The sequence below is a fragment of the Synechococcus sp. 60AY4M2 genome, assembly GCF_002760375.1.
Classification (GTDB): domain Bacteria; phylum Cyanobacteriota; class Cyanobacteriia; order Thermostichales; family Thermostichaceae; genus Thermostichus.
The window spans coordinates 1,903,952-1,929,070 of record NZ_AUMZ01000001.1 but is presented as its reverse complement, the minus strand read 5'-3'; the positions used below and the strand labels follow the sequence as shown (position 1 = coordinate 1,929,070).

General features: G+C 60.5%; 24 protein-coding genes, 1 tRNA gene and 1 pseudogene. 10 read left to right on the top strand and 16 right to left on the bottom strand.

What is annotated here, in order from left to right; genetic code table 11:
* Nucleotides 1-25 precede the first annotated feature (25 nt).
* The 3 genes from SYN60AY4M2_RS08455 to SYN60AY4M2_RS08445 form a co-directional block, all read right to left on the bottom strand.
* Nucleotides 26-388 carry a hypothetical protein gene (locus tag SYN60AY4M2_RS08455; protein WP_099812711.1) on the bottom strand — a complete coding sequence of 121 codons (363 nt, stop codon included), beginning with the start codon at nucleotides 386-388 and terminating at the stop codon, nucleotides 26-28.
* Nucleotides 366-1,172, bottom strand: a complete 807-nt coding sequence (locus tag SYN60AY4M2_RS08450) for a hypothetical protein (RefSeq protein WP_099812710.1) — start codon at nucleotides 1,170-1,172, stop codon at nucleotides 366-368. The genes SYN60AY4M2_RS08455 and SYN60AY4M2_RS08450 overlap by 23 nt, the downstream gene beginning before the upstream one ends.
* A gap of 232 nt (nucleotides 1,173-1,404) precedes the next feature.
* Nucleotides 1,405-2,754: an FAD/NAD(P)-binding oxidoreductase gene (locus SYN60AY4M2_RS08445; RefSeq protein WP_346426053.1), complete on the bottom strand. Its 1,350-nt coding sequence runs from the start codon at nucleotides 2,752-2,754 to the stop codon at nucleotides 1,405-1,407.
* A gap of 387 nt (nucleotides 2,755-3,141) precedes the next feature.
* Between SYN60AY4M2_RS08445 and SYN60AY4M2_RS08440 the strand changes: the two genes are divergently transcribed.
* Nucleotides 3,142-5,931 (top strand): cation-transporting P-type ATPase, encoded by a 2,790-nt coding sequence (locus SYN60AY4M2_RS08440; RefSeq protein WP_099812709.1) that lies wholly within the window; start codon nucleotides 3,142-3,144, stop codon nucleotides 5,929-5,931.
* Nucleotides 5,932-6,135: 204 nt separating this feature from the next.
* On the opposite strand, the gene SYN60AY4M2_RS08435 is transcribed toward SYN60AY4M2_RS08440, so the two are convergent.
* Both SYN60AY4M2_RS08435 and SYN60AY4M2_RS13890 read right to left on the bottom strand, forming a co-directional pair.
* Nucleotides 6,136-7,065, bottom strand: coding sequence for a TIGR01777 family oxidoreductase (locus tag SYN60AY4M2_RS08435; protein WP_099812708.1), 930 nt, complete (start codon nucleotides 7,063-7,065; stop codon nucleotides 6,136-6,138).
* A 96-nt stretch (nucleotides 7,066-7,161) separates the two neighbouring features.
* Entirely contained in the window at nucleotides 7,162-7,341 is a 180-nt protein-coding gene (locus SYN60AY4M2_RS13890) for a hypothetical protein (RefSeq protein ID WP_143596988.1), read from the bottom strand.
* Nucleotides 7,342-7,446: 105 nt separating this feature from the next.
* Here SYN60AY4M2_RS13890 and SYN60AY4M2_RS08430 point away from each other — a divergent pair, with 105 nt between their 5' ends.
* Nucleotides 7,447-8,007: a hypothetical protein gene (locus SYN60AY4M2_RS08430; RefSeq protein WP_240527788.1), complete on the top strand. Its 561-nt coding sequence runs from the start codon at nucleotides 7,447-7,449 to the stop codon at nucleotides 8,005-8,007.
* Here the strand turns inward: SYN60AY4M2_RS08430 and hemB are convergent, their stop codons facing one another.
* Together hemB and SYN60AY4M2_RS08420 are read right to left on the bottom strand one after the other, a co-directional pair.
* Nucleotides 8,008-8,994: a porphobilinogen synthase gene (hemB, locus tag SYN60AY4M2_RS08425; RefSeq protein WP_011431536.1), complete on the bottom strand. Its 987-nt coding sequence runs from the start codon at nucleotides 8,992-8,994 to the stop codon at nucleotides 8,008-8,010.
* Nucleotides 8,995-9,049: 55 nt separating this feature from the next.
* A pseudogene (locus SYN60AY4M2_RS08420) lies at nucleotides 9,050-9,968 on the bottom strand (alpha/beta fold hydrolase).
* Between the two features lie 369 nt (nucleotides 9,969-10,337).
* On the opposite strand from SYN60AY4M2_RS08420, the gene SYN60AY4M2_RS08410 reads away from it, so the two are divergent.
* The gene (locus SYN60AY4M2_RS08410) at nucleotides 10,338-10,454 is read left to right on the top strand and encodes a photosystem II reaction center protein I (protein WP_011431538.1); all 117 of its coding nucleotides are present in this window, start codon (nucleotides 10,338-10,340) and stop codon (nucleotides 10,452-10,454) included.
* Nucleotides 10,455-10,565: 111 nt separating this feature from the next.
* Here SYN60AY4M2_RS08410 and SYN60AY4M2_RS08405 read toward each other — a convergent pair whose 3' ends face one another.
* A complete protein-coding gene (locus SYN60AY4M2_RS08405; protein ID WP_011431539.1) occupies nucleotides 10,566-11,006 on the bottom strand; it encodes a hypothetical protein in 441 nt (146 codons plus the stop codon).
* A 152-nt stretch (nucleotides 11,007-11,158) separates the two neighbouring features.
* A complete protein-coding gene (locus SYN60AY4M2_RS08400) occupies nucleotides 11,159-11,737 on the bottom strand; it encodes a biotin transporter BioY (RefSeq protein ID WP_240527787.1) in 579 nt (192 codons plus the stop codon).
* A gap of 110 nt (nucleotides 11,738-11,847) precedes the next feature.
* On the opposite strand from SYN60AY4M2_RS08400, the gene hisN reads away from it, so the two are divergent.
* Complete coding sequence (gene hisN / locus SYN60AY4M2_RS08395) at nucleotides 11,848-12,642, top strand: histidinol-phosphatase (RefSeq protein WP_011431542.1); 795 nt, start codon at nucleotides 11,848-11,850, stop codon at nucleotides 12,640-12,642.
* A 261-nt stretch (nucleotides 12,643-12,903) separates the two neighbouring features.
* On the opposite strand, the gene SYN60AY4M2_RS08390 is transcribed toward hisN, so the two are convergent.
* A tRNA-Gly gene (locus SYN60AY4M2_RS08390) sits at nucleotides 12,904-12,974 on the bottom strand.
* Nucleotides 12,975-13,068: 94 nt separating this feature from the next.
* A complete protein-coding gene (locus tag SYN60AY4M2_RS08385; RefSeq protein ID WP_099812705.1) occupies nucleotides 13,069-13,512 on the bottom strand; it encodes a 2TM domain-containing protein in 444 nt (147 codons plus the stop codon).
* A gap of 169 nt (nucleotides 13,513-13,681) precedes the next feature.
* Between SYN60AY4M2_RS08385 and SYN60AY4M2_RS08380 the strand changes: the two genes are divergently transcribed.
* Nucleotides 13,682-15,646 carry a DICT sensory domain-containing protein gene (locus SYN60AY4M2_RS08380; protein WP_099812704.1) on the top strand — a complete coding sequence of 655 codons (1,965 nt, stop codon included), beginning with the start codon at nucleotides 13,682-13,684 and terminating at the stop codon, nucleotides 15,644-15,646.
* A 173-nt stretch (nucleotides 15,647-15,819) separates the two neighbouring features.
* On the opposite strand, the gene SYN60AY4M2_RS08375 is transcribed toward SYN60AY4M2_RS08380, so the two are convergent.
* Both SYN60AY4M2_RS08375 and SYN60AY4M2_RS08370 read right to left on the bottom strand, forming a co-directional pair.
* Nucleotides 15,820-16,377: an SRPBCC family protein gene (locus SYN60AY4M2_RS08375; RefSeq protein ID WP_041439263.1), complete on the bottom strand. Its 558-nt coding sequence runs from the start codon at nucleotides 16,375-16,377 to the stop codon at nucleotides 15,820-15,822.
* A gap of 105 nt (nucleotides 16,378-16,482) precedes the next feature.
* Complete coding sequence (locus tag SYN60AY4M2_RS08370) at nucleotides 16,483-16,728, bottom strand: hypothetical protein (protein WP_011431547.1); 246 nt, start codon at nucleotides 16,726-16,728, stop codon at nucleotides 16,483-16,485.
* 106 nt (nucleotides 16,729-16,834) lie between these two features.
* Here SYN60AY4M2_RS08370 and SYN60AY4M2_RS08365 point away from each other — a divergent pair, with 106 nt between their 5' ends.
* Nucleotides 16,835-16,951 (top strand): cytochrome b6-f complex subunit PetN, encoded by a 117-nt coding sequence (locus tag SYN60AY4M2_RS08365; RefSeq protein WP_240527309.1) that lies wholly within the window; start codon nucleotides 16,835-16,837, stop codon nucleotides 16,949-16,951.
* A gap of 15 nt (nucleotides 16,952-16,966) precedes the next feature.
* Nucleotides 16,967-17,155, top strand: coding sequence for a hypothetical protein (locus tag SYN60AY4M2_RS13885; RefSeq protein WP_011431549.1), 189 nt, complete (start codon nucleotides 16,967-16,969; stop codon nucleotides 17,153-17,155).
* A gap of 40 nt (nucleotides 17,156-17,195) precedes the next feature.
* On the opposite strand, the gene SYN60AY4M2_RS08360 is transcribed toward SYN60AY4M2_RS13885, so the two are convergent.
* The 3 genes from SYN60AY4M2_RS08360 to SYN60AY4M2_RS08350 all read right to left on the bottom strand — a co-directional run bounded on the left by SYN60AY4M2_RS08360 (nucleotide 17,196) and on the right by SYN60AY4M2_RS08350 (nucleotide 21,026).
* Entirely contained in the window at nucleotides 17,196-17,576 is a 381-nt protein-coding gene (locus tag SYN60AY4M2_RS08360) for a DUF309 domain-containing protein (RefSeq protein WP_041438668.1), read from the bottom strand.
* Nucleotides 17,576-20,083 carry a GAF domain-containing protein gene (locus SYN60AY4M2_RS08355; RefSeq protein ID WP_099812703.1) on the bottom strand — a complete coding sequence of 836 codons (2,508 nt, stop codon included), beginning with the start codon at nucleotides 20,081-20,083 and terminating at the stop codon, nucleotides 17,576-17,578. The genes SYN60AY4M2_RS08360 and SYN60AY4M2_RS08355 overlap by 1 nt, the downstream gene beginning before the upstream one ends.
* A gap of 124 nt (nucleotides 20,084-20,207) precedes the next feature.
* A complete protein-coding gene (locus SYN60AY4M2_RS08350; protein WP_228375368.1) occupies nucleotides 20,208-21,026 on the bottom strand; it encodes a TatD family hydrolase in 819 nt (272 codons plus the stop codon).
* Between the two features lie 137 nt (nucleotides 21,027-21,163).
* Between SYN60AY4M2_RS08350 and SYN60AY4M2_RS08345 the strand changes: the two genes are divergently transcribed.
* The 3 genes from SYN60AY4M2_RS08345 (at nucleotide 21,164) to SYN60AY4M2_RS08335 (ending at nucleotide 24,983) form a co-directional block, all read left to right on the top strand.
* The gene (locus SYN60AY4M2_RS08345; protein WP_011431553.1) at nucleotides 21,164-21,754 is read left to right on the top strand and encodes a thioredoxin family protein; all 591 of its coding nucleotides are present in this window, start codon (nucleotides 21,164-21,166) and stop codon (nucleotides 21,752-21,754) included.
* 517 nt (nucleotides 21,755-22,271) lie between these two features.
* The gene (locus SYN60AY4M2_RS08340) at nucleotides 22,272-23,276 is read left to right on the top strand and encodes an ABC transporter substrate-binding protein (RefSeq protein WP_011431554.1); all 1,005 of its coding nucleotides are present in this window, start codon (nucleotides 22,272-22,274) and stop codon (nucleotides 23,274-23,276) included.
* A 54-nt stretch (nucleotides 23,277-23,330) separates the two neighbouring features.
* Entirely contained in the window at nucleotides 23,331-24,983 is a 1,653-nt protein-coding gene (locus SYN60AY4M2_RS08335) for an iron ABC transporter permease (RefSeq protein WP_240527786.1), read from the top strand.
* Nucleotides 24,984-25,119 lie beyond the last annotated feature (136 nt).

Genomic DNA, 25,119 nt, shown 5'->3' with positions numbered 1-25,119 from the left:
AAAGGGAGAGTGGACGCCTATCCCCTCAAGAAATCGAGGAGGATTGCCGGGCACTCTTCTCCAAAAGGGAGGTTGCCTGAGGGCTTTCGCGAACGGCCAGTCCCAAGTGAATCAGCGCTGTCTCAACAGTATTGACCTGCTCTGCCAAAGCTTTCCACCCTCTTGCTTTTATGCCGTAGCGCTTACTAAAGTAAGCTCGAGCGGCTGCAAAGGAAGCAAAAGCTTTTTTTAGGGTCGCTGCTGTCCAGGGCTTGGCATTCAGCCGTAGCCAATTCCTTTGACCTTGCTGCTGTCGCTCGGCAACAAGCTGTCCTGTCAACTCAAGGAGCTCAATATAGTTGCGACGCGAGGCCGCGATTGCCGTTTCAAGGCTCTCGATGAGACCCATGGTTATCCTCCAAATTCGCTTGATAAATATCCTGCTCGTTCTTCTGAAGCAACTTTCTAGAACCCGTAGAAGGCAGGTTAGCCTTAAAAATAGCCATGATCCTGTTCAGGTAACTTTGCAGTGAGCTCCTAATCTCTGGAATGGGAATGTAGTTTACCGCGTTCTGAAGCTGGTCAAAGATATGTTTAAGTTCCTTCAGAGCTAAAATGGCACGGCTGACGATCTCCTGGACTTGCAGCTGCTCTTCTGCAAGCTCTCTTATTCTATTGGCCAGCTTCTGATTTTCGTGTTCTTTCTCGACGAGCAAATCTAAAGCTACTTCCTCGCTCTCTTCTATTCTACGCTTAAGTTTTAGGTTTTGCTCTTCCAGAAATTCAATCTGCTCGATTAATAAACCTAACTCGCGCAAAGAACTAAATTCAATACCTCTGCCCACGAGAAAGTTAACAATTTGGTCGCTGCACTCTTGTCTTTGAAGCTGTAGTTCTGTGAGTTTAGGCTCTGCCAATTCCTTTAAGACTCTATGAGCTATTCCTACCCCCAGGAAATCGCCGTCGCCATGTCCAGGAATACTAACCCTCAAATGCCCGCGAACAGCTTGCGTGGGATGTCTGGCACGACGACGGACAATCTCCCAGCCCCACTTTCTTGCCTGAGACAAAATGTCTCGTTTCCGCCAATTTCTTGAAGACTGAATAGTGGTTTGAATCTCTCTCTGCTCCTCTATAACTTCTTCCCGCCTCTTAAGGAGATAGCCAAGCTCGTCTTCTCTGAGACAATCCATAGAACAGAACCTTAAGTGAAACTTCCTTACCTAGTCTACTCGGTTTTCACGGAGACCTGGGCTGATTGTACGGCAAAACCTCACCTCTCAGAAGCTATTGACGTTAAGAAATACTTAGTAGTTTTTCTAACAAGGTTTCTAAGTAACAACACAGCGGCAGAGCGAGCCAGCTCTGTAAAAAAACTCCCCTCTCCCCTTGGGAGAGGGGCTGGGGGTGAGAGGGTGGAGAGCCTTAGTAGCGATGCACCAGCTTATTGATGGGCTTGAAGATGTCGGCCTCAAACCTCTTGCCCTTGAGCATGCGGTTCCAGTACAGCCAGGGCAACAGGTGCACCTTGGCCAAGTACATGGAGTAGCGCTCCCGCGTTGGATCCAGGGGGAAAGAGGGAGCTAGCTTCCCGTCGTAGGCAAACTCTGCCATGATCAGGGAGTTGTAGCCGGTGATCAGGGGGCAGCAGGTGTAGCCGTCGTAGCGGGCCGGCAGCGGCTTGGACTGCATGGCCGCCAAGAGGTTTTCCGCCAGCACCGGCGCCTGCTTGCGGGCCGCGGCTGCCGTCTTGGAAGTTGGCAGGGAAGAGGCATCCCCCAAAGCAAACACGTTGGGGTAGCGGGGATGCTGCAGCGTCCATTTGTCCACCTCCACCCAGCCGCCGGGCCCTGCCAGAGGGCTGCGCTTGACAAAGTCCGGGGCGCTCATGGGCGGAGCCACGTGGATCATGTCGTAGTGCAGGCTCACCTCCTCTTTGCCGCCGTCGGTGGTGACTTCAAAGATGGCCTCCCGGGTCTCGGGCCGGATGGCCTTGAGGTTGTGCCTGAACTTCACCTGGATCCCGCGGCGCTCCACCACCTTCTCCAGGGCGGCGCTGTATTCGGGCACCGCGAAGAGGGTAGGGGTGGCGGTGCAGAAGATAACTTTGGTGTTGACGCCAACGCCGCTTTTGCTCTTGAAAACGTCGTCGGCCATGTACATGATTTTTTGGGGCGCGCCGCCGCACTTGATGGGAGTGGCAGGGTAGGTGAAGATGGCCGTGCCCCCCTGGAAGTTGCGGATGGTCTCCCAGGTGTAGGGGGCGTAGTCTTTGGAGTAGTTGCTGGTCACGCCGCCCTTGCCCAGCGCCTCCGGCAAGCCCTCGATCAGGTGCCAGTCAATTTGGATGCCGGGGGCCATGATGAGGTAGTCGTATTCGATAACTTGGCCATCCTCGGTGATGACGCGGTTGTGATCCGGATCCAGCTCGGTTACTCGCGCCTGGATCCACTTGGCTCCCCTGGGGATCACGGTTTTTTCATCGCGCACAAACTTGGCCAGCGGCGCAATACCCCCACCCACCAACGTCCAGCCGGGCTGGTAGTAATGCTTGTCGGATGGCTCGATGATGGCAATGTCGAGGTTGCGCTGGCGCTCCAGCAACTGGGCTGCTGCGCTGATGCCGGCTGCCCCTCCCCCGACGACGACAATCTGATGGCGGAGAACCGCCGCGGACCCCTTCGATCCGATCCCTTGCACCTCAGAGCGCGCGCCGTTTTGCGGCACTGCTGCTGACTGCGCCTGGAATTCCCTTGGCTTTGTAGTCGGTACCACGATAACTCCCTCTAAAACTCAAAACGGAAACAAAAAAAAAAGAGACCGATAGACCCGTCGGCCATATTAAAAACAGCAAGAGAGCCAACCAACCCATCCAAGAGCCCGGACAGATCAGCTAGCATGGAAGGCCGAAGCACTTCGGCTCCCCACAAGCTCTAGCTAATCATACTACCTAATAAGAATATATTCATCCTTTCTATCTATCTGTCGAGAATTTTCAGCAAATCTTAGCCGCCTCCTTAAACGTTGTTGACGCTTGCCTTAGCAAGAGCTGCTCGGGGAGCGTTTTACTGGGAAGGGCAGGCGGCATCCGCTAGGCTGTCAGATGGAGGAAGGTCGGCAGCTCGTCCTGCCGTTGTGTTGTTGTAACTCAAGATTCCGAACATGGCCAAACCTTCATCCCCTGAGCTGCTCCCGGCCCTTGCCTGGCATGCCCTGCCGGAGGAGCAAGCCATCCAGCAGCTCCTCGGAGAGGAGCTCTCTTTGCCGACGCTGTTGGAAAAAGGCCTCTCCCAGGCGGAAGTGGAGCGGCGGCAGAAGCAGTATGGCCCCAATGAGCTGAAGGCCAAGGCAGCTACCCCCGCATGGGTCAAGTTTCTGCAGCAGTTTAACCAGTCGCTGCTCTACATCCTGATGGTGGCCGGGGCGATCAAGGCGTTCCTAGGCTCCTGGCGCAACGCCATCGTAATCTGGGCGGTGGTGGTGATCAACGCTCTCATCAGCTACATCCAAGAGTCCAAGGCGGAGGAGGCGATTGCCGCCCTGGCCAAGTCGGTGGTGACGGAAGTAACGGTGATGCGGGAGGGGCAGAAAGTGCGGGTGCCCTCGCGGGAGCTGGTGCCGGGGGATGTGGTGCTCTTGAGCTCGGGAGACAGGGTGCCTGCCGACCTGCGCCTGGTAAGCGTGCGCAACTTGCAGGTGGACGAATCGGCCCTCACGGGAGAGTCGGTGCCGGTGGAAAAACGGCTGGGATCCCTCCCCGAAGACACGCCGTTGGCCGAGCGCCAGAACATGGCCTACGCCGGCAGCTTCGTGACCTTTGGCCAAGGGGCGGGGGTGGTGGTGGCCATCGGTAACCAGACCCAAACAGGCCGCATCTCCAAGCTGATCGAGGAAGGGGGATCCCTGCAAACTCCCCTGACACGTAAGTTTGAGGCGTTCAGCCTGACTTTGCTGAAAATTATCCTCACCTTGGCTGCGCTTACTTTCCTGGTGGGGCTGGTGCAGGGCCAGGCGGCAGCGAGTGTCTTTGAGGCGGCGGTGGCGCTGGCGGTGAGTGCTATCCCCGAAGGGTTGCCGGCAGTAGTTACCGTAACCCTGGCCATTGGGGTTTCCCGTATGGCCCGACGCCATGCGATTATCCGCAAGTTGCCGGCGGTAGAAACTCTAGGCAGCGCCACGGTGATTTGCTCGGACAAAACCGGCACCCTCACGGAAAACCAGATGACGGTGCAGGCCATCTACGCCGGATCCCGGCTCTACCGGGTTAGCGGCAGCGGCTACAGCCCCCAGGGCCAGATCCTACCTCAGGAAGACGATTCCCCCGTCGAAATCCGCCAATCGCCTGCCCTAGAGGCTTGCCTGGTGGCCGGCTGCCTCTGCAACGACACCCGCCTCCAAGCCAAGGACAACGGCCAGTGGGAAGTGGTAGGGGATCCGACTGAGGCGGCTCTGCTCGTGGCGGCGCAGAAGGGGGGTCTGGATCGAGAAGATCTGCAGCGCCGCCGCCCTCGCCTGGACAGCATCCCCTTTGAATCCGAGTTTCAGTACATGGCCACCCTGCACCGGTTGGGGCCGGAGGAGCACTGCATCTACGTCAAGGGATCTGTAGAAGCTCTCTTGCCCCGCTGCGGCAGCCAGATGGGATCCCAGGGGGAGATCCAGCCCTTGGAAGCGGAGCGGATTCGGCAGCAGGTGGAGGCCTTGGCGCGGCAGGGGCTGCGGGTTCTGGCCTTTGCCCAAAAAACCGTCCCCAGCAGCCAAACGCAAGTGGATCACCCAGATTTGCAAGAGGGTTTGATCTTCCTCGGTTTGCAGGGAATGATCGACCCGCCGCGCCCAGAGGCCATTGCCGCCGTGCGCTCCTGCCAAACCGCCGGGATCCAAGTCAAGATGATTACCGGCGACCATGTGCTCACGGCCCAAGCCATTGCCGAGCAGATGGGCCTGGGCGGCGGCAAACCGGTAAAAGCCTACAGCGGCCGGGATCTGGAGCAGCTCGGCCCAGAGGAGTTTGTCACTGCCGCCAACGAGGGATCCGTCTTTGCGCGGGTGGTGCCGGAGCAAAAGCTGCGCCTGGTGAAGGCCTTGCAGTCGCAGGGTCAGGTCGTGGCCATGACCGGCGATGGGGTCAACGACGCCCCGGCCTTGAAGCAGGCAGATGTGGGCATTGCCATGGGGAGGGGCGGCACGGAAGTGGCCAAAGCCGCCGCCGACATGATCTTGACCGACGACAACTTCGCCTCCATCAAGGCCGCCGTCGAGGAGGGGCGCACTGTCTACAACAACTTGCTCAAGGCCATCGCCTTCATCCTGCCGGTGAACGGGGGGGAGTCGATGACCATTCTCCTCAGCGTCCTCCTCAACCGGGAGCTGCCCATTTTGGCCATTCAAGTGCTGTGGCTGAACATGATCAACTCCATCACCATGACGGTGCCCCTCTCCTTCGAGCCCAGCACGGGGCGGGAGATGGCCCAGCCGCCGCGGGATCCCGATGCCAACTTGCTCTCTCCTCGGCTGCTGCAGCGCATCCTGCTGGTGTCGGTGTTCAACTGGATCTTGATTTTCGGGGTTTTCGAGTACATCGAGCAAACCACCGGCAACCTCAGCCTGGCCCGCAGCATGGCCATTCAGGCGCTGGTGATTGGGCGTATTTTCTATTTGCTCAGCCTCAGCCAGGCCATTCCCACCCTGTTGGGCCGCGGGCGGGCCAGCCAGTTGGATCGCCGCGAACGCCTGATGGATACGGCGGCTATCGCCATCGGCGTTGGGGCGGCCATCCTGCTGCAGATCCTCTTCAGCCAGTGGGGCGTGATGAACATCATTTTCGACACGGCACCTTTGTCTTGGGATCAGTGGGGCTTTTGTCTGTTGGTGAGCCTGCCCATGATTGGGGTTGCGGTTCTGGCCAACCGGCTGGATCCGGGAGGGGTCTCGCTGGCTCGCTCCCGCTAGCTGCCTAGGCCAAGGGGGCGTCTTCGGCGGGCTTGACCGGACCCGGGTGGAGAAGAGCCGAGCGCCACTGCTGTGCCGAAGAGGCCTTTTGGAGGGTGCAGCGGCGCCTGAATTCTTGTCCACAGGGATCATCCAGCCTCCTCCAGTCTCTGGGAGGGGCGGCAAGGGCTTGCCGCCAGTTGCGTTTTGGCTGAATGGCTGCCCTCAGCGGTTGACCTGAGGGATGAGCAGTTGCCGCAGGGCTTCTTTGAGGTGGGGATATTGGAAGGGGAAACCTAGCTGCAGCGCGGCCTGAGGGATCACTTTCTGCCCTGTTAGAACCACCTGAGCTGCTTCGCCCAGCAGCAGTTCTAGGGCTGGGGCTGGTACCGGCAGCCACGAGGGGCGGGCCAAAACTTGTCCCAAAGTGCGGCAGAACTCTTCCATCTGCACCGGGTTGGGGGCAGTGGCGTTGAAGACGCCGGATCCCTGCTGCAGCAGGAAGCAGGCTAGGCTCACCCAGTCGTCGCGGTGGATCCAGGAGACCCACTGCTTGCCAGAGCCAATGGGGCCGCCGAGGAAAAACTGAAAGGGGGCAAGCATTTGGGCCAGCGCTCCCCCATCGGGCCCCAACACGATCCCGGTGCGCAGGATGGCCAGGCGGATCCCCAGCTCCTCTGCCGGGCGGGCGGCAGCTTCCCAAGCTTGACAGACTTCTGCCAAAAAGCCTTGGCCCGGGGGATCCGCCTCCGTCAGGGGATCCCCTTCGGGATGGGATCCGTAGTAGCCCACCGCCGAGCTGCTGAGGAGCACCCGGGGCTTTTGCTGCAGGGAAGCAAGAGCCTGGACAAGAGCCTGGGTAGTTTCCACGCGGCTGCGGCGGATCTCTCTTTTCTTAGCTTCTGTCCAGCGGGAAGAGGCCAGGGGCTCTCCGGCCAAGTTGACAATGGCCTCGTAGCCTTCCAGAGCTGAGGCCCAGGCTTGCGGTTGGTAGGGATCGTACTCCAGCAGCTTGAGGTTGGGGGATGCTCCCAGAACGCGGCGGGCCTGCTCAGGGCGGCGGCTCAAAACCAACACCTCATCTCCTCGCTCCAGCAGGCGGGCCACCAAGCGGCGCCCGATAAAACCACTCCCACCCGTGATGGCAATGCGCATAGGCGGATCCCGATAAGCACCCTACAAGCCCCTGGGCTCTCTGTTGCCTTCGTCCTTTGGACGGCGTAGAGCTTGCCCAAGGTAGGAACCTCTAGCCTAGCGCGTTTCCGGGTTTGGCCATAGCCGGTTTTTCTCTGGGCTGTCCGGCAGTTCCTGCTTGGCGTTGACCGAAGACCCGGAAAAAGAGCCGAAATCCGCCTCCGCCGTACCGGAGTAGAGCTGAAAAGAAAAATGTTTTGGACCACCGCCTGACACGTTCGGAAAAATCGGCTTCAATAAGCCCTAGCTGCGCTTCCCAGTAGCAGAGGTGGTCTTTCATCCCCCGATTGCTTCCCTTCACCCGTGACACCCAAGTCTACTTCGCGTACCTCGGCTCGCCCCATGTCTGTCAATGAGGGGCAGGTTCCTCGGCCTGAGCTGGGCGTCTCTATTGCTCCGCGGCTGCGTCGTTTGCAGGGGCAGGGATCCCTGGTTCGGGCCGGAGCGCCCCCTTCTCTCCCGGTTCCCGGCCCGCGGACGATCCCCGTCCGGCCTTCCTGTTCAAGAAATCTGTCTCGCCTGCGGGAACGACGAGCCCCAGAGCCGGAGCCCCAAGCTTGGGAACTGCTCTGTCGCATCGGGGTGAACCTCGTGTTTACGGCGGCTGCCCTCGGCGGCCTGTATCGCCTTTTACCGGTGCAGTTGGCCCAGCACCACCGCCTGCAGGTTTTGGAGCAGAACCTCGAAGTCCTCTCAGCCCGAGTCTCACGGTTGCGGGAGGGAGTGGATCGCGGCATGGATCCCTTGCAGCAGCAAGCCCTCATCAAGGAACGCCTCAACCGCGTGCCGCCCGATCAAATCCAGGTGCGCCTGCTGGATCCCAGCGACCTAGTAGCCGACGCGGAGAAAAAGGCACCCCCCACCTGGATTGGACAATCTCCCCAGTTGTCCAGAAGGCCCTAGCTAGGACTGTTGCAGCAGCAGGGCCGCCTCTTTGGCAAAGTAGGTGAGGATCATGTCAGCGCCGGCCCGCTTCATGGCCAAGAGGGATTCCATCATCACCTTCTTGCCGTCGATCCAGCCCTTTTGCTCAGCAGCCTTGATCATGGCGTATTCGCCGCTCACGTTGTAGGCGGCCACGGGCAGATCTGTCGCTTCCTTGACCCGATAGATAATGTCCAGGTAGGCCAAGGCCGGCTTCACCATCACAATGTCCGCCCCTTCCGCCTCGTCCAGCTCCACTTCTCTAAGGGCCTCGCGGGCGTTGGCGGGATCCATCTGATAGGTTTTTTTATCCCCCCACTTGGGCGCGGATCCCAGGGCATCGCGAAAAGGGCCATAGAAAGCGGAGGCATACTTGGCGGAGTAGGCCAGAATCGCCACGTCGGTATAGCCTTGCTCATCCAGGGCCTCGCGAATGGCGCCGACGCGACCGTCCATCATGTCGGAGGGGGCCACGATGTCGGTTCCCGCTTCCGCCTGGGAGAGGGCCTGCTTAACCAACACCTCCACTGTCTCGTCGTTGAGGATCACCCCGTCCCGCACAATGCCGTCGTGGCCGTCGCTGTTGTAAGGATCCAAGGCCACATCCGTGATCACCAGGATCTCGGGGATCTCCTGCTTGATCCGACGCACCGCCCGCTGGATGAGGCCCTCCGGGTTGAAGGATTCTCGCCCCGTGGGGTCTTTCTTTTCTTCGGGCACCACCGGGAAGAGGGCCACCGCCGGGATCCCCAAGTTGGCCGCCTCCTCCACCTCCTTGAGGAGCAGATCCAGGGTGTAGCGGTAGCAGCCGGGCATCGACTCCACCTCTTGCCGCTGGTTCTCCCCTTCCATGACAAACAGGGGGTAGATGAGATCCTGCACCCGCAGGTGGGTCTCCTGAACCAGCTGGCGAAGGGCCTCGGTGCGCCGCAGCCGGCGGGGACGGTAGATCAGGTCTTGGCTCATAGGAGCAGGAGAAAGAGGGCCTCTCTATTTTGCCATGAGGGCCCCAGGAGCTCAGTCAAAGCGGAGGGGGAAAATGCCGCTCCAACCAGCAGCCAATTGCTTGCTGAACAGCTGCAGCCTCGCAGTCGTGCAAAAGGTCGTGGCGCGACTGGGGAAAATCGTAGACTTCACCCTTGGGAAGCCGACAGGCAAACTCCACAGCGCCAGCAGGATTGACAACAATATCGGCAGAGGTGTAGAGCACCAAAACTGGCAGCTCCAGCCGGTGGGCTTGTTCAAGGCAGCGCCGGCCGCTGCGCACCAGCTCCGCCGTAAACCGGGCCCGGGTAACACCACACACGTAAGGATCTGCAGCCAAGGCTGCCTGCTGCTCCGCTAGGGAGGTCACCCGCCCGGGTTCGTAGAGGCCGGTCAGGGCCAACTGGGGCAAAACCTTGTCCAAGACCTGTAAAAGACCCCAGGTAAAGTGGTTGAAATAGTGGTCGATACGAAAGGCCGGGGAGATAAGGATCAAACCTTGCACCTGGTCGGGGTGAGCAAGCGCACATTCCGTAACCCAATTGGCCCCTGCACTGTACCCACACCAGATCTGCGGGAGCTCTCGCTGGGGCCAAACTTGCTTGACGATTGCCTCTAGATCCGCTTGGTACTGGCCGAAGCGGTCGATCCAGCAGCGAACCAAATCCCCGCATGTCGGGCGCCAAAGCTTCCCACCCCTGAGCCGCCAACTCCGCCGCCAAGGGGCCAAACCCGCCGCCGTGATCCCCTTTGCCGTGCAACAGCAACACCCGGCCCCGCGGGGATCCCTGTAGCCAGTGGCGCAGAAAAACCGCGGTGCCGTCTGAAAGCTGTAGTTCCCGGGAGCAATAGATCTCTTGAGACGACGGAGGTCTTGCCTGACTGGGCAACCGCTCCTCTGAAGCATCCCAGTGGTTTAACTGATGAACTGGATTACCGGACAAGTCAAAAGGCATAGATAGGTACCCAGCCAGCAAAGCCGCAGATCCCATCCTCCCATTCCCCAGCCTTCTCCAACACTGCTGCCGCTGAGCGAGCGCAATGTTGCTTTTCGCTTTAAAACATTTCTTAACAATTTTGCCCCTTGCCAGGGATCCCTATCTGGCCGAGCTTTGCGGCTCTTTTCCGGCAAGTGTCCGAGGCGTTTTGGGGACAAATTGGGGCCAACGGCGGGAATGAGGAGCTGTTGGGAGGTATGATCTTGTGAAGAACTTTTGCCGAGCCTCAGGTCTGACGGGATCCCGTCTCCGTGGCTCTCGGTCTTTGCTCTACCATTGCTTTGTTGCTTGTTCGCTTCATCCACTTGGAAACGGGTCGCTGAAACTATGCTGTTACTGAAAATCTCTGTTTACGCGGTGGTAATCTTTTTTGTGGGACTGTTTGTTTTTGGTTTCTTGAGCAATGACCCTGCCCGCAACCCCAACCGTCGGGACATGGAATGAGGGATCCCGCATTTGGGCGTTCCTGGTGAGAAGGGCTTACGCCTTAAGGGGGTGCTTGACGCATCCCCTGCTTTCGCTTAGCTCTCAATCCAAAGCAACGGCTCGGCTTGCCTACTGAAAGACTGTAATCAGAAGAGTCTGGGATCCAGAGCGGTTTTGCTGGTCAAAGGCAGTGATTCGAAACTGCCAAACGCCGGCAGGATCGCCAGGAGCAACCCGGAAGTCGGTGTTGAAGCTACAGAAAGTGGCACCTGGGCTGCAGCCAACCTGCTGGGGGCTAAAGACTTCCCTTTGCACGCGCGTGCCAAGCGGGTTGAAGGTTTCCAGTTCCACAAACTGGGTTGAGCGGGCGCCGCCCGGCACACTGACCTGCACCGTGAAAGCCGGTGTGGAGGTGCCTACGCGCCCAGAGGTAGGCGGATTGATAAAGGAAACGGTTGGGCTTTGGGGTGGAATGACAATCGATCCGCCAGAGTTGCCGCTGTTGCCGCAGGCGGTCAGAGTGGTGGCTAGAAAGCCCGTTGCCAAGAGAGTTAGCGCAGCGCGTCGCATTCTTGCCTTTTCTCACGAAACTTTGCAGAAACCTGGTGAAACCTTGGAAACCCCTTGTCCCTTCTCTGGGGCAAGTTTGCCTCTAGGCTAATCTTTGCTGCTCCAGCCCAAGAGCAAATGCGCAATCGCGCAAAGATAGAAGGTCTTTTGCGCTAAAGCAGCAGCAAGCGCCGCAGGATCAGGGCTAGGAGGGCAGCGAAGCTGACCACGATGAGCTGTCCTGGCAGGGTATAGCCAGAGTAGAGCCGAAGCAACTGCAGCAACTCTCCATTCCAGGGCTGAGTAGCTAAGAGATAGGTGATCCCGGTCAGGTGAACCAGGGTCAGGGCCACCAAACCGGCGGCGGCCAAGTCTTGCAGACGCACCGGCGCAGAGAGGCTGGGCTGCACGTAGGGGTTGCGGCGAGGGGGAAAGGAGGCGCGCGGTAAATGAGGATCCGTTTGTCGAAAGGCCATTGTCCCGCAGGCCCAGGCTGCAGGCAGAAACCCGAGCAAATAGCCGAAGGCGGGCTGGTACAGGTATTGCCATCCGCCTCCTTGGGCAAACACCTGCAGCCCCGCCAACCCCAATCCCAGATAGACGATCTGAGCGCACACTGCCGCCACCGGCCCCGCCAGACAGGCCGTCAGCAGCACGCCGCCGATTTGCAGGGAAAAGCTATATCCGCCCACCCCTGGCCACTGAGGCGGCAAGCTCACCTGGGTTAGGGTGCCCAAAATGGTCAAGATCACCCCAATCGCGATCCAGAGCCATTCCAGAGGGGTTAACAGTCGGCCAGAGCGCATAGCCGAGGGGAAGTCTTTTTCTATGCTAGAAGAGGACAAAGTACAGAGAGAGTAAGGTGGTCAAGCCAGAATGGATTGAATTGGCGCAGGCCCTGGCCGAGGCTGCCGGAGCGGTGATCCGACCTTTGTTTCGCGGGGAGCTGAAAGCCGAATACAAGGAGGCCCGCTCGCCAATTGTAACGATAGCCGACCGGGAGGCGGAACGGGCGATGCGGGCGCTGCTGGCCGCCCACGTGCCGGAGCACAACATCCTCGGCGAGGAGTTTGGCTTCCACCAGACCGGATCCCCCTACACCTGGGTTTTGGATCCCTTGGATGGCACCATCGCCTTTTCCACCGGCAAGCCCACCTTTGCCACTTTGATCGCCCTGTTGGCGGAGGATCGCCCCATCTTGGGCCTCATCGATCAGCCGGTGCTGCGCGAGCGCTGGCTGGGGGTGCAGGGACAACCAACCCGCTGGATAACCCCCTCCACCCAACAGCTCACGCGCACCAAAGCCACCACTGAACTCAGCCGCGCCTACCTAAGCTGCACCACCCCCGATTTGTTCGCCCAGCCTGACCAGCGGCAGCGCTTTCAGCAGCTCAGCCGCTCGGTTCACATCACCTCTTACGGCGGCGACGGCTACCAGTACGGCTTGTTGGCCAGCGGCTACATCGATCTGGTGATGGAGTGTGGGCTTGCCCTCTACGACTTTGCTGCTCTCGTGCCTGTTATCGAGGGATCCGGCGGCCTGATTACCGATTGGTCGGGGGATCCCTTGACCCGCACGTCTAGGGGGGAAGTGCTGGCGGCGGCCAACCCCGACTTGCATCGCCAGGCCTTGGCTGCAATAAGCTCCGAGAGGTAGTCCCTAGCCCGAAGGTAAGCGCTGGGGAGCGATTGTTAGAAATTGTTGCTGACAAGATAAGGCTCTAGCCAAGTTCTTCGTCCGGCGCCCCCGTCGACAACCGGTACCGCCACCCCCGGCAGTGCCAGTTCAGACCAAAAGCGTACCAAGCTTTCCCTTTTCTCCATAGCCGTTTCCTGACACTTTCTGACCCCAAACTCAACTGCAGTTTAAGGCTGGAAGTGCTTATCTGGAGCGGGTTTATGGCTTTGGGTGGCTGGAAGCGGGCGAACGGAATCGAACCGTCAACAGCAGTTTGGAAGACTGCGGTTTTACCATTAAACTACGCCCGCACAGGCATTTGCCTCTGCAGCTACCTATACTAGCATCTGCCGGCAGTCTCCTTCTAAGACCATCGCCGCTCAAAGCAGAGAGACGAGATGCTACTCATCGACGCTGAAGCTTCTTCTGGCGTTTCTTTTGCCACTGCTGAAACTCCTTTTCGTAGCGTTCACCCTCCGTTTGATAGGCGTTCCAGCCTTTGAGGGAAACTGTCAAGCCCCAGCCCATGAGTATAAACAGCGACCAGGATAGCCCTCCGCCGGAAAGCCAGTCCAAGCCCAGCAGAAAGCTGTTGACAATTGCATATCGCCCCAGCAACTGGTAAAACTGCCGGCGGCGGTAGCGCTGGAATTCGCGATGTTGGCTGTTCAGCTCTTGCCAAGCCTTCCATTCCTGTTCGGCCAGATCCAGCTGTTGGGGGGAGATCCCCAGTTCGGCGGCCATCTCCTGCAGTTGGGCGCGGGTAAACTCGCCCAGACGCGGCTGGCGGGCCATGGCCCGCTGGAGAATTTGTTGCACGTCCTCTTGGCTGTACCGGGATCCCGACATTGGGTCTACACACAACCTTACAATTCTTAGCCCAAGTTAGCCAGATCTTGCAGCTCGTTAAGTTCGCCTTGCTGCAGAACCCAACCGCTAGACTAAACCTAGGCCAGCCCGCCAGGCGCTTTCTCCACGGCTAAGTTACTCCTTGCCAACCGAACTTGCCAATAGGGCTATGACTTCTACCCGCCCTAGATCCCGCCAGAGCCGTCAGAGTCGGACTTCCCTATTGAGCGATCTGCTGGAGGCTTTGCCCCATCTGCGCCCGCAACTTTATTTCAAGTCTTCTCTGGTTGCCCTTAGCCACGCCATCGAGGATCAGGTGTTGCAAGGTCAGGGATCCCCGTGGGTGTTCGCCAATTTTCAAAAGGAGCGCTACTACCGCCAGGAGGCGCGGCGCTACCGTCGCATCGGCGCGGTTGCCCAAGATGTGTTTGTGTTGGCTGCTCCCGATGGGGCTCAGGCCGACCTGCCCCCTGACTTTATCCCCCTGGATCCGGAGGATCCGCTGGCGCAGGAGTGGCATTTGATCGTTATCGACGCCCACTATGCCACCTGCTTGGTGTGTCGGGAGCGGCCCTGGCAGGGCAGCGACATGGATGCGGCCCGCCAATTCGATGGCATCTGGTCATTTGATCGCTCCGTCACTGCCCAGGCGGCTTTGGCTCTGTTGCCGAAGATCCTTGGCTACCGTCCGGATCTGGCCCCTCGCCTGGAGCCGGTTCGCCAGTACCTCGAAGGAGCTCCCCAGGATGCTGACAGCCAACTGAACCCCGGCCCTTTTACGGAGCGGCTGATCACCTATCTCCAGGTAGGGCAATACAAGCTGCAGCGGGCCTATCGCACCATTCAAGCTCAAGAGCGCAAAGAACACTTGATCAACCGCATCAGCAGCGCCATTCGCCAGTCTTTGCATCCCGGCGATATCCTGACCATTGCCGTTCAGGAATTGGGTCAGGCAGCGAAGGTGGGGCGCTGTTTGATCTACCGCTACGACGGTCAGGTTCCTGCTGTCCAGATCGATCACGAGTATCACACCCTGACGATGGGCAGCCTCAAGGGATCCCTCTGGCCCGTGCCAAGCAACCCTTTTTTGCAGGAGGCGATGGCCTCGGCCCAACTGGTGTGTTGCGAGGACACCCAAAAGGATCCGCGCTTGCAGCAAGTGCCGGAGCTGTGGCAGGCGGCGCAAATTCGCGCTTGGGTGGCCATGCCGATTCTCTATCAGGGGCGGTTGCTGGGCCTATTGGAGCTGCACCACCAACACCCCCGCCGCTGGCAGCTGGCCACCCTGGAGCTGGCGGAAGCCATTGCCAACCAGGTAGGAGTAGCCCTCCTGCAGGCAGAAGCCTATCAGCACCTGGAAGAGCTGAATCGCCAGTTGCAGGCTCTGGATCGGGCCAAGTCGGAGCTGATTGCCGTGATCGGGCACGAGCTGCGCACTCCTTTGTCCACCATTCAAGTGTGTCTGGAGTCTTTGGCCGGCGACCCCGACATGCCCTTGGAGAGGCGCCAGGAGATGTTGAATGCGGCCCTGCAGGATGCCGGTCGGCTGCGGGAGCTGGTGCAGGATTTTCTCACCCTCTCCAAGCTGGAAAGTGGTCGCGTTCGCTGGCATATCGAGCCGTTGTCTGCTCAAGAATGTGTGGAGCTGGCCCTGAGCAATGTCAAAGCGCGACGGCGGCACGAAGACTTGCCCACCATCGAGCAGGTGCTGCCCAAACGGCTGCCGATGGTCAGGGCAGATGGCGAGTGGCTGGTGGAAGTGTTGCGCAAGCTGTTGGACAATGCCTGCAAGTTTACTCCTCCCAGCGGGCGGATCTGGATCCGGGCAGAGGTGGAGCCACCAGCCGGCGAACCTGGAGAAGCGATGGTGAGATTTACTGTGGCCGACAGCGGGCGAGGCATTGAGCCGGAGCGGTTGCAAGCCATCTTCGAGCGGTTTTACCAGGCAGAGGGATCCCTGCGCCGTTCCGTGGGCGGGACGGGTTTGGGGCTGGCCATCTGCCGGCTGATCGTTGAGGCGATGGGGGGGCGCATCTGGGCCGAATCGCCGGGGATCAACCAGGGCAGTGCCTTCCACTTCACCCTGCCGATAGCAAACCCACGAACCCAGACTCAGCCCTCGATGGCCGCCTGAAAAGTGGGGGGCTGCCAGGCTGCTGCGATGAGCTGGGATCCCAGCCGGCAAATGCAAACCGCGAATGTCCAACAAATCAGGTTGCCGCATAGCTCCCCTCTCCCAAAGGGAGAGGGGCTGGGGGTGAGGGACGTCCCTTTGGGAGAGGGGCTGGGGGTGAGGGATGGCACGCCCTATTGGGAGTATAAACTCAGGCAGCGCTCCCGAATGGCCTGGAGATTGAAGGCCAAGTCTCGGCAGATGCGCCGTTCCACCAGGCCGACCGGCATGCGGCGCGGCGGCTTCACCTGCAGGTGGTAGGTGAGCAAAGTTTGCTGGTTTAGCCACTCGGCCAGCTCCCAAAACCCCTCGAAAAGGAGAAAGTCCCCCTCTATTTCTTGGAAGCGAAGCTGGTGGGGAAAGATTTCCTCAATGGCCAGCACCACTGCCGCCGAAAAGCGGGCAAAGAGAACCTTTTGGGATCCCACCTGGCGTACCAGCTTGCGGCCGTTCTCGCTGCCGAGGAAGCGGCTTTCCACCAAGTTGGGCACAAACTCCGCCAGATGGTCGTAATCGGTTAAAACCTGCCAAACCCGCTGCCGCTCCACCGGGATCAAGACGCAACCTCGCACTTGGCGGCGGCGATCCCCCAAGTCCTCCACCTCCACTTGGATGTCTTCGGGAACTGGGATCCCGTCTTGCGGGGCAGGGTCTGGGAGGCTTTGGGGATCCTGTGCGGAGTCGGAAGGCATGGCCAGCAATCGAAGCGCGTCAGGGTTGCAGAACAAAGGGGAAGGGCCGGCAGCCCCAACCCAAGCCCAGTCCATTGTACGAGGAATTGTATAGGGGACAACGCGCTAGGGGAAAAAGGCCCGGAACCAGGCGACGATCACCTGCCACACCTGCTCCAAAAAGGCGAAGGGATCCCGCAGCTCCTGCAACACCTGCCGCGGGCCAATTCTAAAGACCACGTACAGCACGGCCAGGAGGACCACGATCCCCACCGCCGTCCAGATGGCCTCCCGAACCACCCGCACCCAGAAAACCAGCACAAAAATGGCGATGGCCACCGCGGCCACCAGCGGCAGGGTCTCCAGTACCATCGCGTCCTCCCTTTGGCTTGGGTTTTGGCCTCTGACCTTAATCTACCCAGTCGAGCCCTGTTGTAGATGCGCCGGGGATCCCATCCCGTAAAATGGGATCACCCCGATGAGCCTTCTTTGCTTGGCTAGACCTATGGACATCATCACCTTTGGCTGGGTTGCCGTTGCGGCTTTCTTCGCCCTTTCCATTGCCTTCGTGGTTTGGGGCCGTAACGGCATGTAGCCCCAAGCATCCCCCTTGTCCTTCGCTACCTCTGGCTCTATGGAAACCGACTTGCCCTGGGTGGCCCGCCTTGCGTATGGGAGCATCTTTTTGCTCTTGACGGCTGTAACGGTGGGCGTTGGCTACATCACCTTTATCGACTGGCGGGATCGGCGGCGGCGCAACGAGGCAGAACGGCAGGCTCGCCGCTCCAAGCGTCGCTAGCTCCTGGGGTTCTGGGAGAGGGGCCAAGAAGTTTCTCATCTCAATCGGGCTTACCGCCAACAACCCTCAGAGTAGGAGAGGCTACCGGGGGCAAGGGATCCTCAGGCTGGAGGCAAGAGAGCTCTTGCAGGAGGCTCTGGTTGGCTTCCCAGAGAGCTTGCAGGTTGTAGCCAGCGTAGGTGGGCAGAAAGTCCGCCAGCTTGCGGTTGGCCTCCCCCAACAGGATCATGCAGCCGCGGCGGTTGCCGTTTTGCAGGTGGTAGTAGGCCACGGCGGTTTGCAAAAGCCCCTGGTAGAAGCGCCGCTCTGGATCCACCGCTTCCATCCACAGGGCCTCCAGGGTGTCGTGGCAGGCGTAGAATTCCCCCCGGTTGAATTGCTCAACCGCCCGTTGCAGCGCTTCCAAATCGCAATCGCCCATCACGCGGTGCAAGAGGTCTGCCCAGGCAGGGATCCTTGCGGCAACACCAGGGTAAAGCACGTCTTGCCCTGGCCGCTTTCTATAGAGACGCAGCCCCCCAGCCGCTGCATCCACTGCTTAACCAAAGCCAGCCCCAGGCCGGTGCCGCCCCGCTTCCAGGGATCCCCGCTGGGGATGCGGTAGAACTTCTCGAAGATGCGCTCCCACTCGCTGCGGGGAATCTCCACCCCCTCGTTGACCACCCGAATTTGCACTTGTTCAGGGCTGAGGCGGCGCGCCGTCACCGTGATGCGGTGCTGAGGCGGGGTGTACTTGCAGGCGTTGTTGACCAGCTCCTGTACCACCCGCGTCAAGGCGGCCTGATCCGTCACCACCTTGCCCACCTTCGGGTCAATCTGCCACTGCAACTGTTGCTGATTGGCCTCGGCCCGCTGCACAAAGGGCTGCAGCACAGTGGGCAGCCAGGCGGCCAGGGACACTTCTTCAAGATGAAGGGGTTTGGATCCCTGCTCCAACCGCTGCAGATCCAGCAGATCGTTGATCAATTCCGCCTCGCGCTCGCACTCCTGCTCTAGGATTTGCAGATATTGCTCCCGTTTTTGGGGGGTGCGGGCCATTTTCAGCAGTTGGATGGCCATTTTCATGTTGGTGATGGGGGTGCGCAGCTCGTGGGAGACGGTGCTTAAAAAATCATCTTTGAGGCGGTTGAGGCGCTCCAGCTCACTGATTTGTTGCACCGAGGCCTGGTAGAGGCGAGCCTGGCGGATGGCGATGGCACAGTGATCCGCTACCTGCTGTACCACCTGCATCTCCAGGGTATCAAAGCACTCGGCTGCCGCCTTGGCCAACCACAGATCGCCCAACGCCCCCTGGTCATCCCGCAGCGGGCAAACCAAAAGCGTCAGCCCTTCCCGCCGTGGGATCCAGCTTTGCCCCGGCAGATGGCACAGTTGCGCCGCCTGCCCCCTTTGCAGTTGTCGGTAGAGATCTGGGTAGTCGGCCAGGGTTAGGGTGATCCCGCCGGCGGGCGGCAGGGCGGCGGTGTATTCATAGCGCACGGTGGCCTGGCCGGCTGCTCCCTCGTAGAGGCAGAGATCGCAGCCTTGGATGGGCAGCCCCAGCGCCAACTCCTGCACCACCGCCCGCAGGATCTGGGCTTCGTCTAGGCTGCTGCGCACCTGGTCGGTAACCCGCTGCAAGAGGGCATCCATGGCCAAAGAGCGCTGCAGGGCCGCCGTCCGCTCCTCTACCTCGTGCTCCAGACGGGCGTTGAGATCTTGCAACTGCCGGTAGAGCTGGTTTTGCGCAATCGACAGGGCCAGGTGCACCGCAGCGCGGCCGACCAGCTCCAGCTCCGCGGCCGACCAGGCCTTGGGCTCGTCAACTTTCAGCTCCCGCCAAGCGGCAAAGGAGATCAACGGCAGTTCTTGACGGGGATCCTCCCCACCTTCCCCTTGGGCGGGCCAGCGGTAGCCGGCCCAGTGGGTCTCTTGGCAGAGGGCGCCGCGAAAGACGCTCAGCCAGCCCACCAGCTGCTCGTTCCAAACCAGCGGCACCGCCAACAGCCCGCGAATGGGCGTCTGCTGCAGCTGGGCCTGCAGTTCTGGCCACTTCTCCAACTGGGAAAGCGACCACGTCTTCACCCCGTTTCCTGCTGTCTTGGGCCTTCCCACCTGCTCCTGCAGCCAGGCGTCGTAGCCTGCCGGCGGCTGGATCCCATGGTGGCAGAGGGTGTCCAGGCCCAGGAACCGGATGCGCAGCCGCGCCCCGATCCCTTGGAGGCCGGCGGTAAGCTGCTCCAGCACAGTGGTCAAGGTGGTCTCGGGGTGGAGCGGCGAGTACACCAGCGCCGCAATTTGGTTAATCAAACGTTCCTGCTGCGCCTTTTGCCGCGCCTGCTCCAGCAATTCCGCCTGGGCAATGGCAATCGACACCTGATCCGCCACCAACTGCACCACCTGCAGCTCTTCGGCAGAGTAGGAGCGGGGCTCGGCGTGGTGGGAGACCAAGAGCCCCCACAACTGCTGGTGATGCAGGAGGGGTACCACCAGGGAGGAGGCCACCCCCATGCACTTGAGGTAGTGGGCATGGCAGGGATCCACCAGCCGCTGCGGCACCTCGCCCAGGGGCAAAAGCCGGGCCTGGGCAAAGCGGCCCAGCGACTCCGGCTGGCTGAGGAAGCGGGTCTGGGCCTCCACATCCACGATCACCCGCACCTGGGCCAGGCGAAACAGCTGCCGCGCCTCTTCTGGGATATCCCCCGCCGGAAACGATAGGCCCAAGAGGGAGGGCAACCGCTCGGCTTGTCGGGCTTCCGCCACCACCGTCCCATGGCCTTCCGGGTCGAAGCGGTATACCTTGACCCGATCCGTGCCCAAAAAGGCGCGCACCTCCTCCACCGTTGCCCTCAGGATCTGATCCAGCTCCAGGGATTGCCGGATCTGGTGGGTAATGCGGTTGATGAGGACATCCCGGCTGGCGCAGGCTGCAGGGGCCAAGGTTTCCATAGCTATAGGGGAGTGCAAAAGTATTGGAAGCTACACCTCCTCTTTCACGATAGCACCCCCTGCCGGGAAGTTAGAGAGCCCCAAGTAAAAAGCTTAAAAAATGCCAAAAGTTCTCCACCCTTCTTCACAAGGGGGGCTGAGGCAGGCGGAAGAGGCGGGCGGCATTTTGGCTGGTCTGTCGGGCCAGGTCTTGCAAGGGGATCTGCAACAGCTCCGCCAGGGTTTGGGCCACCCGCTGCACATGGGCCGGCTCGTTGCGCTTGCCGCGGAAGGGGGTGGGGGCCAGGAAAGGGCAATCGGTTTCCACCAGAAGCTGGGACAGAGGCACCTCCTGGGCCGAGCGGCGCACCGTCTCAGCGTTCTTAAAGGTGACGATGCCGCTAAAGCTGATGAAGCAGCCCAGCTCCACAAACAGTCGCGTCTCCTCCGGGGATCCGCTCCAGCAGTGCATCACCGCCCGCAGCGGCCCCCTGGCAGCCATGGCCTCCCTCAAAATCTCGTAGGTGGCTGCTGCCGCCTCGCGGCAATGGACGATCAGGGCCAAATCCTGCTCCTGGGCAAGGGCAATGTGGGCGCGGAAGGATTCTGTTTGCCGCTCCACATCGGCCGGGTCGGACTTGTAGAAATCTAGGCCTGTCTCCCCAATGGCCACCACTCGGGGGTCGCCGGCGGCCAACTGGGCGATCTTTTCGGCCAGATCCGGCTGCCACTGGCGCGCCTCCAGAGGGTGCAGCCCCACCGACAAAAACACCTCCGGATACTGGTCGGCAATGGCCTGCAATTGGGGAAACTCCGCCGGCGTTACGCAGGAGTGCACCAGTTGCTGGATCCCGGCCTGGCGCCAGCGCTCGGCCACCTGCGGCAGATCTTCGGCAAAATCGGGATAGTTCAAGTGGACGTGGGTATCCACGAGGGGGGCAGCGGGCAAGACGGCGGTGCTCAAGGCTCAGCTCCCGAACCAAATGTTGCGGACTCTATCCAATTGTAAAAGCGGTTCCCGGCCTGCTTGGGGTGGGGGCTGCTGCGGGAGGAGCAGGATGATCCATGATGATTGAGGAAACCTTACGCTGGAGGTTTGCTATGGCCCGTACTCCCTCGACCATGTTGCCTCTGGGCACCCCTGCCCCTGACTTCAGCCTGCCCGATGTGGTGAGCGGCCAAACCATTTCCCTCTCCACCTTTGCCGACAAGCCGGCCCTGTTGGTGATGTTTATTTGCCAGCACTGCCCCTATGTGAAGCATGTGCAAGAGGAGCTGGCCCGCATTGGCAGAGATTATAAGGATCGCGGCGTCGGCATTGTAGCCATCAGCGCCAACGACGTGGAGAAATACCCCGACGACAGCCCCGAGAACCTGAAGAAGATGGCCGAGACCTTGGGCTTCACCTTCCCGTTTTGCTACGACGAAAGCCAAGAGGTGGCCAAGGCCTTCACGGCGGCCTGCACCCCCGACTTTTTCTTGTTCGACGCGGAGCGCAAGCTGGTGTACCGCGGCCAACTGGACGACAGCCGCCCCAGCCTGCCGGATGTGCCGGTGACGGGCAAAGATTTGCGGGCGGCGCTGGATAACCTGCTGGCGGGCAAGCCCATCGATCCCGACCAAAAGCCCAGCCTCGGCTGCAACATCAAGTGGAAACCCGGCAATGAGCCCGACTATTTCAAGCAAGCCTAAATTCGCCAGCAACCCTTGGGAAAGCCTGAGCCGACCGGCCAGCCAAGCCCGCCGGGCGCCTCTAGTAGGGGTGGGCTTGGGGGAATCTGCGGAAAAAGTAGCCAGGGCAGTTCCGGGTTCCTTTGTGCCAGCAGGCTGCAGGCCTTGAAGCTAGGGTTTTTGCCTGCGGCGGCGCCCAGGGTTTTCCCCTCTCCCAGGGGGCTGCGGCATCAGCCGCAAGTTCTGGGTAGCCCAGGGCGCAGAACTAACTCTGACAAACCGGAAAGGACTCCAAAGGCAAGCTGTAGCCGCGGGGAGAATCTCAACATCCTCGATGAATCCAGAGATAACCTCGGGTTAATCTTCCTGGGGTAGTTTAGCGATGGCTGACTCTTGCCAAAGGCAAAAATTGCAGGGGGCGAAGGTCGAAGTGGATTTTCACTGTCGCGATCTGGACGCGATCTGAAATCCGAAAATGCCTTTGCCTTTGGCAAGTTGGTAGCGGAGTCCAGGTCAAGCTCTCAAGCGAGGGAAAACGATGAAGCGTCCTCTACCTTTGTTGGCGGTACTCTGGAGCCTGGTTTTTGCCCAGCCCCTTGGGTGGGGATCCCTGAACCCAGCCTGGGCCAAGCCGTCCGGCACCTTGCGTTTGTACACTTCCCAACCCGATGCAGATGCTCAGAAAACCGTGGCTGCGTTTCGGGAAGTTTATCCAGAGGTTTCGGTGGAGATCTTTCGCTCCGGCACCGAGGAGGTGATCAGCCGCTTTTTGCTGGAAGCCGAAAAGGGTAGTCCCCAGGCTGATGTGCTGCTGGTGGCCGATGCGCCTACTTTTGAGTTGCTGAAATCCCGCAATTTGCTGGAGCCCTACTGCAGCCCTGAAGCCAAGGCCATCGCCGCCACCTACTACGATCCAGACTGCCACTATTTCGGCACCAAGATCCTGGCCACGGTGATCGTTTACAACACGGCCAAAGCCCAGCCCGTGGATAGCTGGGCGGCCCTAGCCCAGGTTCCGGAAGGCCAACTGGTGATGCCCAGCCCCACCTATTCGGGTGCTGCCGCCTACAATTTGGGGGTGATCACACGCACCCCCGGCCTGGGCTGGGAGTGGTACGAAGCCCTGAAAAAGAACAAAACGGTGCTGGTGCAGGGCAATGGCGCTGTCGCCCGCAACGTCGCCAGTGGCGAACAGAGCTACGGCATGGTGGTGGACTTTCTTGCCATTCGCAGCCGCAACGAGGGATCCCCAGTGGAGGTGGTCTATCCCAAGGAGGGCGTGCCGGTGATTACCGAGCCGGTGGGAATTGTCAAAGGAACGTCTAACCTGGAAGCTGCCCAGGCTTTTGTGGACTTCTTGCTGTCTCAGAAGGGGCAGGAGGTCGCTGCTGAGATGGGCTACATGCCGCTGCGGCAGGGTGTGACGCCGCCAAAAGGGTTCCCCGCTTTGAGCGAGCTGAAGATCTTGAGCGCCCCGGCAGCAGAGTTGGCCCAAAGCCGCGAGGCCGACAAGGCCCGCTTTGCCAAGTTGTTTGAGGAATAGGTGGGATCCCTTGGGCGTCGGCAAAGGCGTGGTCTAACGTTTCTGGGGGAGGGTTTGAGTAAAGGGTTAAGGCACCCCATCATTCCCTGGCTGGTGGCTGTACCGGGCCTTTTGGTTTTGACCCATGCCTATCCCCTCTGGCGGCTGCTGCAGCGAGCTTTGAGCGGGGAAGGTGAGAACATCCGCTGGTTGCTGGAAACGCCCCGTGTCCATCTGGCGCTGGTTCACAGCCTTTGGGTGTCGGCGGTCTCAGCCACATTGGCGCTGGTCGGCGGCCTGGTGCTGGCGGTACTCACCACCCAGACAGATTTGCCGGGCCGCAGCATCCTGCGGGTGCTCTTTTTATCTCCCCTTGTGGTTCCGCCCCAGGTTTTGGCCTTGGCCTGGATCCAATGGGCCGGGCCGGTGGGCTATTTGCAGCAGGGGCTGCGCTGGATTTTGGGGGGTCAGGGATCCCTGTGGAGCCTCTACACGCCGGGGGGGATCATCCTGCTGCTGGCTCTTTTTGTGCTGCCAATTGCCTACCTGACGCTGGTGGCGGGCTTGAGCCGGCTCTCCAAGCAAGCTCAGGAGGCGGCCCAACTGGATGGGGCCAACCTGCTGCAGGTTTGGCTCTTCATCACGCTGCCCCTGTTGCGGCCCTCTGTGGCGGCAGCAGCGGCGCTGGCCTTCTTGGGGGCCTGGGGCAATTTCGGGATCCCGGCCTTGCTGGGGATCCCAGGACGCTACCTGACTTTGCCCACCCTGCTGTACCAAGAGGTGATCAACTTCGGCGGGGATGGGTTTGGGCGCAGCGCGGCGCTGGCGTTGCTCTTTGGCCTGCCGGCCCTCTTCTTTTTGGCCTGGTCACAGCAGCCTCAGGCGGGGCTGGATCCGGGCGAGGCCCCTCCGGATCCCTATCGCTTGGGCTGGCTGGGTTGGCTGCTCAGCGGGATCCTCTTTGCCGCAGCCTTGCTGGTCATCCTTGGGCCTTTGCTGGCCATGGCTGCAACTGCCCTGCTGCGGGCCTATGGCCTGCCCTTGGTCTGGTCTAACCTGACGCTGGAGCATTTCCGGCTGGTTCTGTTTGAGCTGGAGCGGGCCCGCCGCGCCACGCTGCACAGTTTGGGTTTGGCGGGAGGAGCAGCGCTGCTCTGCAGCGGGATGGCGACGATCTTGGGCTACGCCCTGACCCGGCTGAAAGCACGGCTGCTGGCGCTGCTCAGCTTCATTGTGGACTTGCCCTATGCCCTGCCGGGCCTGATTTTTGCGTTGTCCCTCATTTTGGTGTGGTTGCCCCCTCCCCTGCCGGGGCTGAGCCTCTACGGCACCCTGTGGCTGATCCTGATGGCCTACTTGGGGCGGTTCTTGGCCCTGGCGCTGCAACCGATGCAAGCTGCTTGGCGCAGCCTGGACACCAGCCTGGAGGAGGCGGCCAGCATCGACGGGGCCTCCCTGCTGCAAACTTTTCGCTACATCCTGCTGCCCCTGCTGGCACCGGCCTTGACAGCAGCGGTGTTGCTGGTGTTTCTGCAATCTTTTGCCGAGCTGACCCTCTCCGCCCTCTTGGTCACCTCCCGCTCAGAAACCTTTGGGTGGCTCATCTTTGGCTTGCAACAGGGGGGCTACACCCACCAGGCAGCAGCTCTGAGCACCCTGCTGGTACTCGTTCTCTTTGGCTTGGCTGCCGGGATCCAGGCGCTGCGGCGGCAGGTTGGGCAGCCTTAAGCAGGGGATCCCACCAGATCCTTCACGGATGGGGGTCGATGGTGGTGGTGCGACGGATGGGTTGCCCCTTCAGGATCCCCGGTTTATAACCTGCTCTTAATGTCGCTGCGCTAGTATCAGTCCTGCCCTTAGTGGA

Bases quoted from the DNA above. Each gene is read 5' to 3' on its own strand.
- SYN60AY4M2_RS08455 (WP_099812711.1), bottom strand. From the start codon at position 388: ATGGGTCTCATCGAGAGCCTTGAAACGGCAATCGCGGCCTCGCGTCGC.
- SYN60AY4M2_RS08450 (WP_099812710.1), bottom strand. From the start codon at position 1,172: ATGGATTGTCTCAGAGAAGACGAGCTTGGCTATCTCCTTAAGAGGCGG.
- SYN60AY4M2_RS08440 (WP_099812709.1), top strand. From the start codon at position 3,142: ATGGCCAAACCTTCATCCCCTGAGCTGCTCCCGGCCCTTGCCTGGCAT.
- SYN60AY4M2_RS08435 (WP_099812708.1), bottom strand. From the start codon at position 7,065: ATGCGCATTGCCATCACGGGTGGGAGTGGTTTTATCGGGCGCCGCTTG.
- SYN60AY4M2_RS08430 (WP_240527788.1), top strand. From the start codon at position 7,447: ATGTCTGTCAATGAGGGGCAGGTTCCTCGGCCTGAGCTGGGCGTCTCT.
- hemB (WP_011431536.1), bottom strand. From the start codon at position 8,994: ATGAGCCAAGACCTGATCTACCGTCCCCGCCGGCTGCGGCGCACCGAG.
- SYN60AY4M2_RS08410 (WP_011431538.1), top strand. From the start codon at position 10,338: ATGCTGTTACTGAAAATCTCTGTTTACGCGGTGGTAATCTTTTTTGTG.
- SYN60AY4M2_RS08405 (WP_011431539.1), bottom strand. From the start codon at position 11,006: ATGCGACGCGCTGCGCTAACTCTCTTGGCAACGGGCTTTCTAGCCACC.
- SYN60AY4M2_RS08385 (WP_099812705.1), bottom strand. From the start codon at position 13,512: ATGTCGGGATCCCGGTACAGCCAAGAGGACGTGCAACAAATTCTCCAG.
- SYN60AY4M2_RS08380 (WP_099812704.1), top strand. From the start codon at position 13,682: ATGACTTCTACCCGCCCTAGATCCCGCCAGAGCCGTCAGAGTCGGACT.
- SYN60AY4M2_RS08375 (WP_041439263.1), bottom strand. From the start codon at position 16,377: ATGCCTTCCGACTCCGCACAGGATCCCCAAAGCCTCCCAGACCCTGCC.
- SYN60AY4M2_RS08370 (WP_011431547.1), bottom strand. From the start codon at position 16,728: ATGGTACTGGAGACCCTGCCGCTGGTGGCCGCGGTGGCCATCGCCATT.
- SYN60AY4M2_RS08365 (WP_240527309.1), top strand. From the start codon at position 16,835: ATGAGCCTTCTTTGCTTGGCTAGACCTATGGACATCATCACCTTTGGC.
- SYN60AY4M2_RS08360 (WP_041438668.1), bottom strand. From the start codon at position 17,576: ATGGGCGATTGCGATTTGGAAGCGCTGCAACGGGCGGTTGAGCAATTC.
- SYN60AY4M2_RS08355 (WP_099812703.1), bottom strand. From the start codon at position 20,083: ATGGAAACCTTGGCCCCTGCAGCCTGCGCCAGCCGGGATGTCCTCATC.
- SYN60AY4M2_RS08345 (WP_011431553.1), top strand. From the start codon at position 21,164: ATGGCCCGTACTCCCTCGACCATGTTGCCTCTGGGCACCCCTGCCCCT.
- SYN60AY4M2_RS08340 (WP_011431554.1), top strand. From the start codon at position 22,272: ATGAAGCGTCCTCTACCTTTGTTGGCGGTACTCTGGAGCCTGGTTTTT.